The sequence below is a fragment of the Petralouisia muris genome (assembly GCF_004793545.1).
Lineage (GTDB): Bacteria > Bacillota > Clostridia > Lachnospirales > Lachnospiraceae > Petralouisia > Petralouisia muris.
The window spans coordinates 13,295-29,346 of record NZ_SRYA01000058.1 but is presented as its reverse complement, the minus strand read 5'-3'; the positions used below and the strand labels follow the sequence as shown (position 1 = coordinate 29,346).

The 16,052-nt window shown below is 49.1% G+C and carries 18 protein-coding genes and 1 pseudogene; 1 reads left to right on the top strand and 18 read right to left on the bottom strand.

Features of this window, described 5'->3' with window-relative positions; genetic code table 11:
• Window positions 1–757: 757 nt before the first annotated feature.
• From E5329_RS21285 to E5329_RS21210, 16 genes are all read right to left on the bottom strand, one after another.
• Window positions 758–1,204, bottom strand: a complete 447-nt coding sequence (locus tag E5329_RS21285; protein ID WP_135991361.1) for a hypothetical protein — start codon at window positions 1,202–1,204, stop codon at window positions 758–760.
• A complete protein-coding gene (locus E5329_RS21280) occupies window positions 1,191–1,406 on the bottom strand; it encodes a helix-turn-helix transcriptional regulator (RefSeq protein ID WP_120393822.1) in 216 nt (71 codons plus the stop codon). The genes E5329_RS21285 and E5329_RS21280 overlap by 14 nt, the downstream gene beginning before the upstream one ends.
• Window positions 1,407–1,556: 150 nt before the next feature.
• Entirely contained in the window at window positions 1,557–1,697 is a 141-nt protein-coding gene (locus tag E5329_RS21275) for a Maff2 family mobile element protein (protein ID WP_135991360.1), read from the bottom strand.
• A gap of 280 nt (window positions 1,698–1,977) precedes the next feature.
• The gene (locus E5329_RS21270; RefSeq protein WP_275443569.1) at window positions 1,978–2,808 is read right to left on the bottom strand and encodes a class I SAM-dependent methyltransferase; all 831 of its coding nucleotides are present in this window, start codon (window positions 2,806–2,808) and stop codon (window positions 1,978–1,980) included.
• Window positions 2,809–3,130: 322 nt separating this feature from the next.
• A complete protein-coding gene (locus E5329_RS21265; RefSeq protein ID WP_135991359.1) occupies window positions 3,131–4,981 on the bottom strand; it encodes a VirD4-like conjugal transfer protein, CD1115 family in 1,851 nt (616 codons plus the stop codon).
• A complete protein-coding gene (locus tag E5329_RS21260; RefSeq protein ID WP_120486493.1) occupies window positions 4,978–5,448 on the bottom strand; it encodes a PcfB family protein in 471 nt (156 codons plus the stop codon). The genes E5329_RS21265 and E5329_RS21260 overlap by 4 nt, the downstream gene beginning before the upstream one ends.
• A gap of 51 nt (window positions 5,449–5,499) precedes the next feature.
• On the bottom strand, window positions 5,500–6,300 hold the full coding sequence (locus E5329_RS21255; RefSeq protein WP_135991358.1) for a hypothetical protein: 801 nt from the start codon (window positions 6,298–6,300) through the stop codon (window positions 5,500–5,502).
• Window positions 6,301–6,306: 6 nt separating this feature from the next.
• Window positions 6,307–7,404, bottom strand: coding sequence for a DUF3846 domain-containing protein (locus tag E5329_RS21250; RefSeq protein WP_275443570.1), 1,098 nt, complete (start codon window positions 7,402–7,404; stop codon window positions 6,307–6,309).
• Between the two features lie 2 nt (window positions 7,405–7,406).
• Entirely contained in the window at window positions 7,407–8,237 is an 831-nt protein-coding gene (locus tag E5329_RS21245) for a hypothetical protein (RefSeq protein ID WP_135991356.1), read from the bottom strand.
• Between the two features lie 16 nt (window positions 8,238–8,253).
• Window positions 8,254–10,278, bottom strand: coding sequence for an LPD1 domain-containing protein (locus tag E5329_RS21240; RefSeq protein WP_135991355.1), 2,025 nt, complete (start codon window positions 10,276–10,278; stop codon window positions 8,254–8,256).
• Between the two features lie 30 nt (window positions 10,279–10,308).
• Window positions 10,309–11,220 (bottom strand): hypothetical protein, encoded by a 912-nt coding sequence (locus E5329_RS21235; RefSeq protein WP_275443568.1) that lies wholly within the window; start codon window positions 11,218–11,220, stop codon window positions 10,309–10,311.
• A complete protein-coding gene (locus E5329_RS21230) occupies window positions 11,221–11,505 on the bottom strand; it encodes a helix-turn-helix domain-containing protein (RefSeq protein WP_117473360.1) in 285 nt (94 codons plus the stop codon).
• 34 nt (window positions 11,506–11,539) lie between these two features.
• Window positions 11,540–11,764 (bottom strand): hypothetical protein, encoded by a 225-nt coding sequence (locus tag E5329_RS21225; RefSeq protein ID WP_135991354.1) that lies wholly within the window; start codon window positions 11,762–11,764, stop codon window positions 11,540–11,542.
• Window positions 11,765–11,777: 13 nt separating this feature from the next.
• Complete coding sequence (locus E5329_RS21220) at window positions 11,778–12,761, bottom strand: DUF3991 domain-containing protein (protein ID WP_135991353.1); 984 nt, start codon at window positions 12,759–12,761, stop codon at window positions 11,778–11,780.
• Window positions 12,762–12,832: 71 nt separating this feature from the next.
• Window positions 12,833–13,705 (bottom strand): DUF6017 domain-containing protein, encoded by an 873-nt coding sequence (locus E5329_RS21215; RefSeq protein WP_135991352.1) that lies wholly within the window; start codon window positions 13,703–13,705, stop codon window positions 12,833–12,835.
• A 29-nt stretch (window positions 13,706–13,734) separates the two neighbouring features.
• Window positions 13,735–14,256 (bottom strand): DUF5720 family protein, encoded by a 522-nt coding sequence (locus E5329_RS21210; RefSeq protein ID WP_135991351.1) that lies wholly within the window; start codon window positions 14,254–14,256, stop codon window positions 13,735–13,737.
• Window positions 14,257–14,513: 257 nt separating this feature from the next.
• Here E5329_RS21210 and E5329_RS21205 point away from each other — a divergent pair.
• A pseudogene (locus tag E5329_RS21205) lies at window positions 14,514–14,702 on the top strand (site-specific integrase); the annotation flags it as partial.
• A 126-nt stretch (window positions 14,703–14,828) separates the two neighbouring features.
• On the opposite strand, the gene E5329_RS30910 reads toward E5329_RS21205, so the two are convergent.
• On the bottom strand, window positions 14,829–14,945 hold the full coding sequence (locus E5329_RS30910; RefSeq protein ID WP_275443567.1) for a putative holin-like toxin: 117 nt from the start codon (window positions 14,943–14,945) through the stop codon (window positions 14,829–14,831).
• Between the two features lie 636 nt (window positions 14,946–15,581).
• Entirely contained in the window at window positions 15,582–16,043 is a 462-nt protein-coding gene (locus E5329_RS21200) for a hypothetical protein (RefSeq protein ID WP_120480437.1), read from the bottom strand.
• Window positions 16,044–16,052 lie beyond the last annotated feature (9 nt).

The window sequence follows — 16,052 nt, the reverse complement described above, 5'->3', positions numbered from 1 at the left end:
GCGCCCAGAGCAATAACCAGGATTTTCAGGGTATCAATCGCACTTGCAAAAAAAGCCATATAGTTCCTCCTTTAATTTAAGAAATATTGTTTTAGTGGTGTGGCCGCTTCAGGCCGGAAACGAAAAAACGCCCCTGTGCTTTAAGAGAATTTACATCAAGCACAGGGGCGGCAGAGTTCAGGATATACCCGAAAAAATATTCAGTTGTCAGGGAGGGGCACGAATCCTCAATAGAACCTCCTTCCGGTTAAAAAGCCCGTCAGAGCGTGATACTTTGACGGGCAGGGACAGTATTATGCAGTCTACGATTCCAAATCTTTGACTGTGACCTCATAGTTGCAGTACAGCTACTGTGCTGTTAATAGAATGTCATAAAATAATTGCTTTCTGGCACTATGCAGTTGCCCGAAAAAGCGCATAAAATACGGCGTCAAGTTTTGTAACTGTAGCAAAACGGTATTAAGTTGTAAATATGGACGACTTACGAGCAGGGAGCGCGCGCACCATGTAACCTTCGTTCAAGTTACCGAGTGTCGGCCTTCTTAAAGTTATTTTTCATTAATGCGGTAATTTGATATAAGGGTATAAAAAAAGCAGCAAATCTTTTTAAGACTTACTGCTTGATGTGCCGATTTGATGGGTAGCAGCACTTTAGGCTGTTGCCCCTTAATTACCGGACAGCAAAGACAGACATGGCTGTCAACGGCGGGCGAAGTGAGGCCCATTTACTTGCCGTTGACTGGCTCGGCCGGGTTTGCTATTCATACTTTTTTAGCAACTGTTTAAATATTACGATACCTATTACAATTTGAAATATTAAATAGCCGCCCAGATATAGCACTATTAAGCGTGAATTATCAATGATTCCAAGTTGTCCCAGTATGGAGAAAATGATTATTGAAATACTAACTGTCACAAGCCCGATGGCATACGCATAGCGCCCGGATTTATCTCTTAATTTTGATTTTAATTCATCATGAAATTCGATTTTTTCATTTTCTATTTTTTCTTGATAACGCTCTTTGTTTTTAGATGTACTCCAATAGAAGTATTTACAAATCATAACAATACCAGGAGAGATAGTTGCGGCAGCAAAACCAATAAGCAAACTGTCCAGCACACTATCAGTTAGTAGTGCTACACCCAAAAGAATAATGCCTGCCAAAACAAACAAAATACCCTCTAATAAATTACCTTTTTTCATCTTTGCAACTCCTTTCATGAATAAAAATATCTTCAATTTGCTTGCCAAAAAAATCTGATATTGTAAAAGCTAATTCTAAAGAGGGATTATATTTCCCCGTTTCTATTGAACTGACGGTTTGTCTTGAAACTTTAAGTGCTTTTGCAAAATCTTCTTGATTCATGCCTAACCTTTTTCGTAATTCTTCAACCCTGTTTTCCAAATAATGTCACCTCCCGTTTTGACAAGGTTCCTTTACATTCCCATTATAGTAACATAAGGTGGTCTTGTCAAGTTTCCTTTACAAAAACTTTTCTTATAAGATGTACAGAATAGTGGGTGGGTGGCTACCTATTAAAATCATTGTGTTACTTTATGGAACATGAGTCTTGGCGCCAGGGTTGTCATTGCCATAACCTTCCAGAAGGTTGATGACGCCCCATGCGCCAAGACCTGCGCCCAGAGCAATAACCAGGATTTTCAGGGTATCAATCGCACTTGCAAAAAAAGCCATATAGTTCCTCCTTTAATTTAAGAAATATTGTTTTGTGGTGTGACCGTTTCAGGCCGGAAACGAAAAAACGCCCCTGTGCTTTAAGAGAATTTACATCAAGCACAGGGGCGGCAGAGTTCAGGATATACCTGAAAAAATATTCAGTTGTCAGGGAGGGGCACGAATCCTCAAAAGAACCTCCTTTCAGAGTGGTCAAAACTAAGTCCTAGCACTTTGACAGGCAGGGACAGTATTATGTGGTTTGAGCTTTCAAATTTCTGGCCATGACCGCATAATTAGATTATTTTTCTAAAAGTATTGCAATCGTGAAACTGTCTTTGTTATATGGACTGCCTGCTACATCACCAAAAATGCCGCATACCTTAAAGCCAGCTTCTTTTACCTCCTTAATCAATGTTTCTTTTGTAAAACATGTATTCCAAATGTAATAGGTATTTATTTCATTATCTGAAATAATAGATGTCTGCTCTAATGTCACATTATCGGGATATTTATATAATCCATTAAGTTCAAGGTAACTCCCCTCACGCCAAAAGCCGTTATGATTACAGAATTTCCATGTTTGACTTTCAGCGAAAGATTCATATTTTGCTGTTCCGAAAACGTCTAACAGAAATTTCCCACCGTATTTTAAGTGCTGATACACGTTTCTCATAATAATCTGCCTGTCAGATGTTGATAATGCTCCATAGTCACAATATATCATTGTTCCAAAATCAAAAACTTTTTTTAAATTCATTTGCAAATAATCTTGAAACAGATATGTAATACTTAATTCCTGCCGTAATGCAGATTCCAGTGCATAGTCTATTGACCTTTTTGAAAAATCAATGCCTGTTACCTGATAGCCCTCTTTTGTAAATCTTTCCGCATATATCCCTGGCCCACACCCAATATCAAGAAGTGTGGGATAGCAAATCGGGGCTACAAGCTCCTTCATCCATGCGACAGACCTTTCAATAAAATCCAATTTTCTGCTTGCACCCTCAAATTGGGGATCAAGGTGGGCTTTCAGCATTTGCTTTGAAATATACTCATCATTCCAAAAGGCACCCTCTGACTTTTTATAAAGGGGCGGTTTTTCTAAAGCCATACACATACTGTCTAACATAATTGTTTTCTCCTTTCTTGATGGGAAAAGAAAAAGCCGCAGATTTTACTCTACGACTTAACTTTCCAATGATGAAAACAGTTAAGAGTAAAATAAAATCAAATATAGGTATACAAAATAAACTGCCGAAACAGCTTGTTTTTACCTATTGAATTGATTCTATCTACTCTTTTCCAGTCATACCCATGCCACCGATTTTATGGCATCAAATATGCCGGAGTTTCATCACCTTTTCTATTTAATTTTTACATGTCTATCTTACAGCGTATGACAGGCTTTGTCAATAATACCGCACAAGAAAACCAGACAGGCAGAGACAGCATTATGCAGTTTGTATTTCCTGTTCCAAATCTCCGGTTGTGATTTCATAATTGCGGTACAGCTCGCCGGGACGCATCGGCATTTTTGTGGATAAAAATTTCTCAATGTCAAAAGCGTTCTTAGGGGCATAATCCGAAAGATATTTATAGTTCGGGTGTCTGGTAATATCGTACTTCCGGGAGAGGAAAGGCCGCACGCCTCTGATCTGCAGGAGGCATTTCCCTCCGTCCATGACAGCTAGCTCGTCCACCGACATCAAATCCTTTCCCAGCTTCTGGAAATTCTGGCCGTGGGATTCCTGGGTGCCTTTGGTGACGCTGGTGTTATACATGTCGATGGTCTCCTTTCCGAGCAGGGAGTTCCAGCTTTTTAAGGTGGTTTCTTCCTTGCCTCCCAGGAAAAGGGAGGCGTCACAGTTGCCGATGATGGTGTCCATGTTGTCCTTATAAAGCGCCTTTAGCTGGCTCTGCGCCTGCAGGACCAGACAGGCCGAAATCTCCCTGGAACGGATCGTTGCCATCAGCTTTTCCAGGTTTGGAATCTGCCCGATATTGGCGGCCTCGTCGATCAGGCACCGCACATGTACCGGCAGCCTGCCGCCGTACTTGTCATCGGCACGTTCACACAGCAGGTTGAACAACTGCGTATAGGCCATGCTGACAAGGAAATTAAACGTCGCATCCGTATCGCTGATGATAAAGAACAGCGCCGTTTTTCTGTCCCCGACCAGATCAAGCTCCAGCTCGTCATACATAGTGATCTCCCGGACTTCCTTAATGTCGAAGGGGGCAAGTCTGGCACCGCAGGAAATAAGGATTGATTTTGCGGTCTTGCCCGCCGCAAGTTTGTATTTCTTATACTGCCGGAGGGCGAAGTGATCCGGGTCTTTCTGTTCCAGTGCGTCAAAGAGAAGGTCAACGGCATTTTTGAAACTTTCGTCATCCTCCCGGACCTCCATAGCGTTTATCATTTCTACCAGGGTGGAAAAATTCTGCTCGTTTGTGGGGGCCTCATAATAAATATAGCCGATCAACGCTGTGTAAAGCAAAGTTTCGGCCTTGACCCAGAAATCGTCACCTGATTTTCCTTCGCCTTTAGTATTTGCGATCAGCACCGTTACCAGTTTAAGAATATCTTTCTCATTATGAATGTAGGCAAAAGGGTTGTAGTGCATACTTTTTGAAAAATTGATCGTATTGAATACCTTGATCTTATAAGGCTCATACACGATTTTTCCATTCTTTCCCCGAACCGGGTTGCCGTCCTTATCCAGTTTGGGAGTGCCGCGGCTTAACAGCTTTCCCACCTCAATCAAGATCGTGCCTTTGGGATCGGTAACGACATAACTTGAGTGCATCTGCATAAGATTGGGCTTGATAAAAAATCTCGTCTTGCCAGAGCCGGAACCACCGACTACCAGCACATTTTTATTGCGGGCATGGGCCGGATTCTTCGGCCTGCCGGACATCATAAGTCCCTCGGTCTGCGTCAGGATAATGTTGTTTTCCGGTTTCGGGTCCATAAAAGGGGCAATATCTGTTTTGTTGCCCCACCGGGCGCTCCCGTACTCCACATTTTTGCGGTACTTTTTTGCGTCCTTTCCTTTGAGATAGACAGCCAGCCGTACAATCACCGCACCGCATAATCCCACCAGCCAGTCCAGCGCTGCACCCGGCCACATACTCTGAAAGGCCATACTAAAACCTTCGGACAGCCCTAACAATTTCTGTGAGGCGTCCGCTCCGGGGGCAAGGCGCACCGCCTCGCCCAGCTTCGCAAATACCAGAAGGAACAAAAGATAGGGCAGATGAAGGATCACCTGCTTTTTGAGAGCATCGGTATCTATCTTCATCGTTCCGGCCCTCCATGCTCCTTGTTTTTCACCCGGTCACGCCCAAGTGCCTGCGCCAGCTCCTTGAACTTATGAAGCTGCGAAAGAAGCGACGGCCTGGTGCTGCGGGTAAGGTCCTTTCTCGTATATTCCTTAAAAGCTGCTGTCAGAGCATCCGCCTGGTTTGCCTTAAAATAGACCGTCCACTTCGGGGGATCAGTCCCCAGCTCCTTTTCAATATGGTAGCGGACCTGGTGTTTCCTGGCGTACCGCTCAAAAGAGCGGATTCTGCCGGACACTTCGATGGTATTGGCCCCTGGGTCTTTATAGGTCAGCCGTTTCATGCTGTTCCTGCCGACTTTCGGGGTGGTGCGTTCCTGCTCCATTTTCCTGAGAACAGCGGCAATCGCAGAACGCAGCACCCGCCCGGACAGCTTTGCCGCCTGGATGGAGACCGATACGGTCCGCTGTTCCAAATCTTCCTGCATGTGCATCCTCCTTCCTGATAAAATCTGTAATTAAAAATAGGAAATAACTGTTTAACGGGCGTCCCCGATCACCTGCTGGCGCGGGGCGTGCTCAAAGGCTTTTGCCGCCTGGTCCACCTGAATTTTCGCATGTTTCAGAAGCGTCTTGATGATGGTCGCCGGGTGCTCCTGTTCCTCCAGGTGTTCCACCATATCCTTACAGCCCTCCGGGAGATATTCAGCCATATCTTTACAGACATCGGCCAGGTCGCCCATGAAGCCCCAGCAGCTATCCGTGAGCTCACCGTTTTTGTAAAGCTCAAATCCGTAGCACTCGCCGCGCAGGTAGGAATCATAAGCCGCTACTTCGCTGCGCATCAGATCCTCCGCCTTTTTCCGAATGGTGCCAGTCATTTTTTCGCCGCCGAACTCTTTCAGGGCGTCCTCTCTGGAAACATAAATCCATCCCACCTGCCCGCTGTCCCAGGGATCATTGAAACTTGTGGTCTGCATGGCAAGGCCGCTGTGATCCATGAGATAAAGGGGCAGCGTAATGTATTTTTCGGAGATCACCTTCAGCATGGCGTCATCAACCGCCCGTTCCTCCGTCTTTGGCCCGTGCCGGAACCGGCTGCTCACAATGTTTACCATGTGTTCATAGCGTTTCAGACCCGCTTCATCATGCCCCACGGTATCTAAATACATCTCCCGCAAGAAATCGTCTTTATCCATGTAATTGTGGCTGTCACCCAGCGCATAGCGGGGATGGAAGCAGGCCATTGTCCCGAAATGTTCGTCCACTTCACGGGGAGAGATTAAAATATCGTCCGGCTGCACCATCAGCGCATAGGGCCCTTCTACTGCCATCAGCATAGGCTATCAGCTCCTTTCCGGCCCTCTGGCCTTTTTATCCGGCGCTTTCGGCTCTGCCTGTGCCGCCTGTTTCCTCGCACTGTCAAGCTGTTCCCGCACGGAGACATCCCGCTTTGCCTCCGGGGTTCCTGCGCCGAAAAAATCCGGCAGCTCCTTGAAGCCGATGCTGTCCACGTAATATGCGGTATCAGTGCCTTTTTCATGCAGGACTACCACATCGGAAACGGAAAGGGAGTGACCCTTGAAATCTTCCGGGTGGTCGATATTAAAACGCCTGTAAATATCCTCCAGTGTTTCGCCCGGTTCCCGCTGCATTGCATAGACCATCTGGTAATGATCCCGATCCACGGAAAGCCCTTTGCCCTGTACCCAATCCAGTGACATAAAACGGAGGTTATCTGTATTGTCCGATAAGTCAAGCTGGTAAATGGAACAAGTGCTGATCCCATACTCTTTTTCATAGGAAGAAATACGCTCCAGAAGCGGCGCTGTTTCTCCCTCCATGTGTTCCTCACGCTCAAATGCCGCCAGCCTCATGCGAATTTTCCCGGTATCTCCTGAAAGCAGCCCGTCCGCCATGCGTTCCTTTTCCGCATGGGAATCCGGGTACAGGTCTGCATAGGCCCCGCTGTTCTGCCTGAAAAATTCATCCAGGTCGAAGGCCAGGTCCATAGATTCGTCAAGCCTTATATCGTCCCCGTCCGGTTCCTCCATGACAGGGGCCGGCTGCTGTTTTTCCTCCGGCGGGAGGGGCTGCTTCACCGCAACGATCTCACCAGCCAGCCGGAAGAACTTCTCCGGGTATTTGAACTGTTCCTTAAACTGCTCCATAAAGTAATCGGGAAGGTCGGCAAAACTTTCCTCGCCGAGGCCGGCTATGAAAAAGGTGCCGGCCATGATCTCGATCATCTCGCCGTCCTGGTTGTAGATTGCCCGGTTTAAGGGCAGCCCGTTTATTTTCCCTTCATCATTGCAGACAATCGCGACAGGCTCCGCATAAGGGTAGTAGCCCTCTATGCCTCCCCCGACTGCCTCCTGCATGGATGCAAGGCTCCCGTCAAGCTCGGCCTCATAAGGCGCTTTCCCAGGCTCTATCATCAACACTTTCAAATCTGCATGTCCTCCTTCTTTTTATTTGCCGCACCAGGGGCAACAGGTATTTTCTCCTGCGTTTTGGCCGCAGACAGCTTTCCCAGCACAGAAGGTTTCTCCGGCTTTTCAGGCATAGAAATACCGCCCTCCGAAACTTCGGCGGCGGTGCGGTCTGTTTTTACTGGTTCCTGGCCTTCCACTGTATAGCCCGGCAGGAGCGCTCCATACACGGTAAAATGGCGCTCATACTGTTTGGGTATCTGCGGGGAAATTTCCGTAAATAAATGGGAATAGGCTTTTTTCCGTCCTTCCAGGTACTTTTCTGCAGCGGCTCTGACCGTATAGCGTTTCTGGTTCTGCCCGGCAATCTTTTCGCCATAACCCTGCTTCGGGGAGTTCACATAGACATCCCAGGTCACATACCAGGCAACCGGTACGCTCTGTTTGGTTTCCCGGTCATATTTGGTATCTTCCCAAATGCCGCAGGTCATACGATAGACACGGTTACTGATTTCCTCTTCATTCCGCCAGTTGCCGGTTTTGCGCCATTCATTTGCGGTATGCACCACCTCCGGGGTCCGCAGATATTCCAATGCACGGTTAATCATCTGCGTGGCGGCTGCCTGCTGTTCCCATTGCTTTGCCGCAGCGACCACAATCTCATAGGCTTTCTGTTCACCGTCGATACTTCCCTGGCGCATGGATTCCAGATTTTCGGCGCCCATTGTAATCAGGGAAGAAATATCCACATCCTCACAAAAAACACTGTGCTCGATTTTCAGCTCTGCACCTGGTTCCAAATGATCGCCGTACCGGTAAGCGCGGTAATCTTTATTTTCTTCCAAACTCTTTCACACCTCCTTAAATCTCCGGCGCATGGCTCTTTTTCGGTGCCGCCTGTGCCGGGGTAGTTTTTTCTGCCGGTTTCACCGCTGCAAGCTGCGCCATGACCGAAGGCCGGTCCGACGTAAATATGGAAATCTGTTCATTCTCCGCCAGCGGCTGCGCCGGAAGGGGCAGCGTTTCGTCCGAATGGGTCAGTATCTGCTCCCGTTTCAGGTCTGCCACGATCTCGTCAAATACCGCATTGATGGCTTTCCGTTCCGCACCCTCCGGGAAGGCTTTCAGGACTGCCATTTCCCCGCTTTTATCTGTCGCGAAAGTAACGGCACAATCCGCATGTCCCGCCAGATAATCAGAGCTGTAAGGCAGCTTATCCTTGATGTAACAGGCAAAGGCCCTGGCGGTCATCTCCGTGTTGCTGTCCCAATAGCCGCCGTCCTTTTCGCACTCCTTACCCATGCGCATGGAATTCCGGTAAAAATCGGTTTCCACCCGCCCGATTTGCGGCGCCTCCTGTGCCTGCATCCCGGACAGCATGTGCTCGAGTATTTCCAGCCGTTCCCGCTCACTTTTGGGGATCACCCGCCCGGTGACAGACTTCTTGAAAGCGCTGATCTGCTCCACGGAGCCGGCCTCGCCGGACAAAAAAGCCTCCCTGAGGACAGCGTAGGTTTCCATCTGTGCCTCATTGCCCTGCCGTTTCAGGGAACCGAGCACCGCCGAATCCAGCCAGCCTGCCGCGTTTTTCCGGGTGCGCTCTGTCTGCGCTTCGGTACGGGCCGCCGCCTGCTCCGGTGTCTCCGGCTTATATTTCATGGTTTCAATTAACTTCTGGAATGGCGCATAGAGGCGGGGCTGTTCCGAGAGCATCCCTTTTGCCCCCATTTTCGTACCCAGGTAATCGTCAAACCCGTGCCACCATTCATGTGCCAAAGAGCCGGCCCCGTGCATCTTCGTAAGGTTGATGACCTTGCGCAGCGGTTCATAGTGGGCGGCCGCGTTGCCGCTGCCCCTGGCGCCGAAAGCGATAGCAAGCGTTCCCTGATAGGCAATGTCTTTGTCGCTGACCTGCAGGGCTGCCGCCAAATCTTTGAGCGCTTCAAAACCCATGTTGAGGGAAGCCTGCCGGTCATTCTGGTTCATCCAGTTTCCGAACTCACCTCCACGGAAACCGAAAGTATCAAGGTAATGCTGCCCGGTGATCTCTGCGCCGTTTCTGTAATCCGGCCCGGTTCGCCTCACAGCGATAAGCTGTGGAGGCACAAACCGCGTCTTTCCGCTTTTGCTGCGGCCTTTTGCCAGCTCCTGCACCCATTTCAGGGCAGCCTCCCGCGATTCAAAGTTTGTCTTTATGATGGAATAGCCCTTCGTCACATACCAGGTATCAGGTTTCCAGTCATTATTTTTGGAATAAGTATTCTTCCCGTCGTTGAAATGGATCGCATAGCCCTTCGGCACCTTCTGGTCTTTGGAAACGCCAAACTGTTCTTTCTGCGCTTTCTGTGTAAAGTTCCGCTCAAAATATCCTGCCGAGCGGACCATCAGGGCATTGGACAGCTTGTTTGTAATGGCCGGGTTCTCACGGCCCTTTTCCGTTACCTGGTAATGTATTCCGCTGCCCCAGCCCTGCACCTGTTCCAGATACCCGTTTTCCACAAAGAAACGGTCATAGACCTTCATTGCATCCTCCACGGTGCGGACCTCCGAGACCGCGCTCTGCAGCTCCCGTACCGTCCGGATATATTCTTTCTGCCTTGCAAGGCGCTTCTCCGGCGTGTCATCCCTGCGGTAATACTGCGGGGAGGCGTTCAGCCCGTCCCTCGCCTTTTTGATAAAATAGACCACGCCAAGGGGAATCCCGTCATCAAGCATGGCCCCGTAATCCGGTTTCTTCCAGATATTGTCCTTTTTTACGAATTTCTCGGCCTCACGCTCATTCATGGCGTCCAGGTCGTTCACATAGAGCCCGCGGTCCTTCCATAAATCTTTTTTGGCGCCGCCGATCTTTTCCCCGAAGTCATCATGCTGTATGTTATCCGCCAATCAATATCACCTCCGATCTGCCATAAAAAATCACCGCTCCGGGGAAGGGCGGCGTTCCTGCGATTTATCAGGCTGCGGGCGTATTCCCATGATCCGGTCCGTCTCCCTGCGGACCAGCCGGTCCACCGCACCCAGATTCTCCGGCCTGACAGCGAACTCCCGGTAATTCTCATACCAGAGCCCCGTGACCGCCGCAATCGGCGGTACCTTTTCCGGCCCTCCGGGAAAAAGGCGGTAGACCGGACCGCCGTCAAGGAGCATCTGCTTCGCTGTCCCCGGGGGTATGCGGTACATATCCATATCCGGGTTCTGTGCCGCCTCCATATACTCCACATTCAGCCGTTCCTCCAAATCCTGGGGCATATAGGGAAATGCCTGCTCCCTCCACTGGCTGAACCTGCCCTGATAGAAGTGCTGCCATTCTGTCACCTGCTCCGGCGCATAGAGGTAGCGCCAGGTTTTCAGGGCGTCCTTTTCGCACAGATCCATTGACTCCCATCTTTCAATGCCTGCCTCCGCCTTCGTGCCGTCCCGGTATTCCATGCTGACGCCGTAAGGGTAGAGGGTATTCCGTTCTATGTCCTGCCGCAGCGTGTCAAGGTCCGTCATCAGGACATCCCCGTACAGCCGTCCGTCCTCCTTACGCTCCGTGTGGAACAGGAACGCCCTGGCGGCGGGGTATTCCGTCATGGCGGCCATCCGGTAAAGCTCCCCTGTGGGATAGTAGGCAGACAGGGCATCAGCAAGCCATATGTGGTTTTTTCCCATGACAGCGATAGAATCCGGCCCGGTGCTGGCTGCCAGCGAGCGCAGGTTGAATTCACTTTCCCGCAGGAAATCCCCGGCCAAGATATGGAGCTCATAGGCAAATACACCTAAATCCGTATCGCGGACTAAGTGAATCTGCGGAAGCGCGTCATCTTTCATAGTGACCGGTGTCATTTATAGATTCCTCCCATCTGCCGGCGGCTGCCCTCCGGCAATCTTGCCGACGATCTCCGGCCCGGTCTCGTAAATCTGCATGAGCCGCTTGGCCGTTCCGCATGGCTGCGCTGCACCGCTGGTCCAGAGCCGGACTGTGGAAGGGGCAACGTTCATCAAAAGCGCAAAGCCTTTCTCGTTCATATCCAGTTTTTCCATCAGGGCCTTAACCATATCGGGGCCATAGTCCGGGCACCGGGCAGCTTCGGCAATCATCTGTAAAGCGGTATTTTCCGTATTTGTCATTGTAAATTCCTCCTGTTATTCTGGCCCCTCGCTGTTAAGCCGGGGCAAAGCTGATTTTGTTGTGTTCCATCCTCCGGGCAAATTCCTGGACGGCATATTTCACTCCGTCAATCTCCGCATGGGTCTGGTCCAGGAACCTGCAGAGGGAAAAATACGTATCGCCGTTCCCATAGGACAGGCAGAGTAAGCCGTTGTCTGGAAGCGAAAACAGTTCCTTTCCTGCGCTGTCCGTAAAGCAAATCTGCTGAGCTTCATTCATAAGCAAATCCCCCTTAAATAGAAACAGCCGCCTCTTTCTGGCGGCGTGGCTGCTGGCGTTCCTGTATCTGCTCCCTGATCCGCAGCAGCTTTTCGTTGTAGTCCTTCCCTGTGCGGGGCGGGTTGATCCCCACCCGGATATGCCTGAAACGCCGGTCCTCATGGAGCATTGCCTGAATCCTCCTGGCATTTTTAAGGCCGCCAAGGTCATTATCCATGTAGAGATTGACGCGTCGGATTTCCGGGTGGCGTTCCAAAAATGCAATCAGCGCCACATGGGAAGTACCGCCTAGGGACAGCCGGTAGCCGTCCCATTTCCAGCCTTCCAATTCCTGCAGCGTGGCATGGGAGAGGGCGTCAATGGGCGCCTCAAAGACCGCCACATGGCGGCTGTCCGGATTCCCCGGTGGATAGCAGAAGCTATATTCCTTGTCGCTGCCGTAGACATCTTTTCTGAGATTGCCGGTAATGCTCCGCATACATGCAAACTTTGCCTTGCCGGCCTCATCCTTTCCCACAAACACACAGACCGGCTCGCCATGATACCGCGCTTCGTAGAACAGCCCTTCCCGGAAACACCGGCTGATCACATCAGGGCTGATCCCGCGCCGCTGCAAATAGGAAACGGCAGAGGTGGCGCACCGTCTGGCCCAGGGGAGAGAAAAAGGTTTCTTCTCCGGTTCCTTATGCACGCGTTCTGTTGCTGCTGCACTCCGATAAGCCGGCGTTTGCTGGATTTCCCCGCCTACCAGCGTATGGACCGCATCCACCAGCCCATAGCCCCGAATCTGGATCAGGTAATCCAGGGCGTTGATACTCCGGCCCCGGCTGTTCCAGTACCAGTACCTTTTCCCGGTCACATAGACCAGGCTGTCATGTTCCTTGTGCCGGTAATTGGGCCCGTCCCGTTTCAGCACCCCAGGCTCATGGAACTGCAGGTATGCGAAAAGGTCCGCCTCCCGCGCCGCCTGAATCTGTTCTTTGGTTACGCCGGGCATCGCGCCGGCACAGTATTTCTTTTCATCGTGCTTTGCCTCCTTTCCGTGATGAAAAAGACGCCCGGAGGCGCCTAACAGCCGTACAGGTCATGGTTGACCTCGGCACGGTAATAACTGTCCATTGTTGCCGGGGCATTATACAGCGCCGCCAGCAGGTATGCCTTGATATTCCCGACTTTTGTAGTGTTCCTGTCAATACAGTCAAAGACATACTCCAAGTGGCCGGAATTGATCTTCAGGAAACGGCCCTTTACCACTTCCCTGGGAAAATCATCCCCGGCAATACGGATATATGGCCGTTTGGATAAGACCACTTCAAGCATAAGCTCCACAGTCTCGTCTAAGCGCTCCTTCCCATACCGGGAGACCATACAGTCATACTCGATATTTTCTTTCAGGATTTCACGATAAGCGTCTATCAATTCAATCCGATCCATCCCATCCGGGCGGCCCGCCGCCTCCGGTTCTGCCGGATAGATTGATTGATGGGTCCTTGATATATCCGTTTTTGATTTTTTAGTTCTTTGTGGATTAGTATTTAATTGTGCGGGATTTTCCTGTCCAGGTTCTGCCTGTTCAGGTTTTGCCTGTCTTGGATTTACCTGTCTTGGATTTTCCCGTTTAGGTGAATCTTCCTGTTTTTCAGCGTTTACAGGCTTTTCATGGATCGTATATTCAATATCTCCGAGCTGCCCGTTCTCATAGCGGAGGCGCTGCCTGGTGAGATACCCGTGCCGCTCCAGCTCTTTCAGGGCGGTGGTGATCGAATCCACACCGTCCTTACAGATATGGGCGAGCCCCTTTGTGGTATAGTCCCAATCTTCCGGCAGCGACAGCATGAGGGAGAGAAGCCCCTTTGCCTTTAAGGACAGTTCCGTATTGCGCAGATGGTGGTTGCACATGATCGTGAAGTCCTTCGTTTTTTCTACCCGGAATACAGCCATTTCACAGCCTCCTTTCTCCGGTTATCCAGTTACAAGGTGCGATCCCTGCGGTCATAGTGGAGGTGCCCGCCTGAGACCTTCGCATGGTTTTTCAGTTTGACTTCGCCCCGTTCCTGGCTGTCTAAGAATTTCTGATAGCCGGCATCCGTAAGGAACAGGCGCATCTTATCGCCCCTGTCACCCACCGGGGAATCATAAGACAGCACATCAAAGACGATCATGTGGCGTACCTCCGGGTCGAAGCGTTCCAGCGCCATGATGTCGTGCCCCTTCAATTTCTCTGCGCCGGATTGCTGCCTGGCCTCGGCAATCTTTTCCCCAATAGTCCGGGGCGGGTAGGGCAGACGGTAATTCTTCTGAATATCCCGCACAATGTCCATGCACTCGGCATCCGTCAGGACGCGCAGCTTTGCCATCAGATTCTCCGCTGCCTTCCGTTGTTCGGGATTCTTTGTGTACCGGGCGGTCATGTAAAGCTCGTTCAGGACTTTGGATTGATAGTCACCCTCAACCTGAAAAAGCAGCCGTTTTTCTATTTCATTTAATTCCATGTGAATCTCCTTTCTTCTGAAAATGGGTATGAAAAAAGGGCGTCCACCTGCAAAAGTGAAACGCCCACGGCAATCAGCGATCCGGCAATATACCGGACCGCTGGCACTATTAAATTTTGTCGTTAATGAAACAGCCTCCTTTATTTGATAATTTTCTCGTCATATTTCAACTTGGAAAAGGAATTGAATAAATGACGGCAAACGCTCAAACCCCTTGAAAATAAAGGCTTTTTCCGTTTGTCGTTATTATACCGTAACGGCACAGCCACGCAAGTATGCTGATAGAGCTCGGCTTTACCCCATTGGAGATAGCTGACCGCCTGGGACATGAATCAGTAAAGACGACACCTGACACCTATTCCCATCTGTACCCAGACAAGGACCAGAAGCTGGCCGACAGGCTGAACCAGTTCCGCCGGACACCGCTGCCAGAAGAAAGCACTTGAAACGCTGCACAGATTGTGGTATATTGAACATAAGAAAAGCACCCACTCCAAGGGTGGATGCCTCTCGATCAGGAAAAATGCTCTATTGAGCACCGCCTAACCTGTTGGCAGACAGGTTAGGCATTTTTATTTCTTCTTACTTCTCTTATCGAGAAAGGTCAGAAACGCAACAATCAAACTTCCAAAGGATATCAGCAAGCCAATAATCCCAATGAATATTAAAATAATATCCGCAGCTGTCATGATACGCACCTCCCTTCCTATGTATTCCGGCAAACCGGTCATTGGCTCGGGAGGCTACCGCCCCTGTCATGGGCACTTTTCCATAATTGAAATACTACCACAGTTCGACAGGAATTTCAATCGGATTCTCTTTTCATGGAATATGTGGAAAGTGTTTCAAAATCAATCTCAAAACAATCTCACGAAGAAAAAAGAGAGACTGAAAAGCACTGATTTTACGCACTTTTCAGTCCAAATGTCCGCTATTTGAACTCGGCGTGTTCTTTGTTGTTATTAACTATATTTGTTTAAGTTTTATGCAAATACACGCCCTTTTTTACTTCAATTACATCATTTATTATGGCTTGCTGATTTTCTGTTGCCAAAATGTTGCCACGCATTTATTATAGCAAATCCCGGCAATTTAGCAACCCATTTTTGAAATGTTACGCAATAAAAGCTATTTTTGAGGATAGAGGTATAAAATATCCTCCCCGCCCTGTTCATATTCCAAATGCCTTGTAAAATAAGGTATTCCCAAAGCCTAAAGCGTAACAACGCCAACACACATTTTCTCCTTAAACGCCTTCATAACATGGTGCTAGCACCATGTTTGTACCATCAACAAGGCAAAACGTTGATTCAATAACAAGAACGTTAGTCCCACCAGCAATAGTAAACGCGCTGCCCCTCATGGGATAGTTCTGTAATTGAAATCAATTCCCCATTATCCCCAATCATAAAAGTTGGTTGTGAAAAGTCTGTTTCTTCTCCAATATCACTCGGAAATATATCTTTTGGTTCATTAAAAATCTGCTTTATTTCCACAAGCGATAGTTTACTGAAAATAATCAAAGTATCTGCGGTTATAACCTTGTCTTTATTGTCCAGCCCATAAACCTGCACAAAGATTTTTGCCGTTTTATCTTTATTGATTAAATTTTCAATCAAGGCAATATATTCATGCTTTCCCTCAAGACATTCACAGCAAAAATCCGTAAAATCATCTGCCGGGTCCAGATAGTCTTTATATGAGAACCAATAATTATTTGTATAGTTGCTGCTCATTTCATCCGTTTTCAGCAACGTTAAAATAGAACCTTTTTGTAGACTATTCATATTGACGCT

What these genes read in the sequence shown, in the direction of transcription:
- E5329_RS21285 (WP_135991361.1), bottom strand. Translation starts at nt 1,204, where the DNA reads ATGAAAAAAGGTAATTTATTAGAGGGTATTTTGTTTGTTTTGGCAGGC.
- E5329_RS21275 (WP_135991360.1), bottom strand. Translation starts at nt 1,697, where the DNA reads ATGGCTTTTTTTGCAAGTGCGATTGATACCCTGAAAATCCTGGTTATT.
- E5329_RS21270 (WP_275443569.1), bottom strand. Translation starts at nt 2,808, where the DNA reads ATGTTAGACAGTATGTGTATGGCTTTAGAAAAACCGCCCCTTTATAAA.
- E5329_RS21265 (WP_135991359.1), bottom strand. Translation starts at nt 4,981, where the DNA reads ATGAAGATAGATACCGATGCTCTCAAAAAGCAGGTGATCCTTCATCTG.
- E5329_RS21260 (WP_120486493.1), bottom strand. Translation starts at nt 5,448, where the DNA reads ATGCAGGAAGATTTGGAACAGCGGACCGTATCGGTCTCCATCCAGGCG.
- E5329_RS21255 (WP_135991358.1), bottom strand. Translation starts at nt 6,300, where the DNA reads ATGCTGATGGCAGTAGAAGGGCCCTATGCGCTGATGGTGCAGCCGGAC.
- E5329_RS21235 (WP_275443568.1), bottom strand. Translation starts at nt 11,220, where the DNA reads ATGACACCGGTCACTATGAAAGATGACGCGCTTCCGCAGATTCACTTA.
- E5329_RS21230 (WP_117473360.1), bottom strand. Translation starts at nt 11,505, where the DNA reads ATGACAAATACGGAAAATACCGCTTTACAGATGATTGCCGAAGCTGCC.
- E5329_RS21225 (WP_135991354.1), bottom strand. Translation starts at nt 11,764, where the DNA reads ATGAATGAAGCTCAGCAGATTTGCTTTACGGACAGCGCAGGAAAGGAA.
- E5329_RS21220 (WP_135991353.1), bottom strand. Translation starts at nt 12,761, where the DNA reads ATGCCCGGCGTAACCAAAGAACAGATTCAGGCGGCGCGGGAGGCGGAC.
- E5329_RS21215 (WP_135991352.1), bottom strand. Translation starts at nt 13,705, where the DNA reads ATGGCTGTATTCCGGGTAGAAAAAACGAAGGACTTCACGATCATGTGC.
- E5329_RS21210 (WP_135991351.1), bottom strand. Translation starts at nt 14,256, where the DNA reads ATGGAATTAAATGAAATAGAAAAACGGCTGCTTTTTCAGGTTGAGGGT.
- E5329_RS30910 (WP_275443567.1), bottom strand. Translation starts at nt 14,945, where the DNA reads ATGACAGCTGCGGATATTATTTTAATATTCATTGGGATTATTGGCTTG.
- E5329_RS21200 (WP_120480437.1), bottom strand. Translation starts at nt 16,043, where the DNA reads ATGAATAGTCTACAAAAAGGTTCTATTTTAACGTTGCTGAAAACGGAT.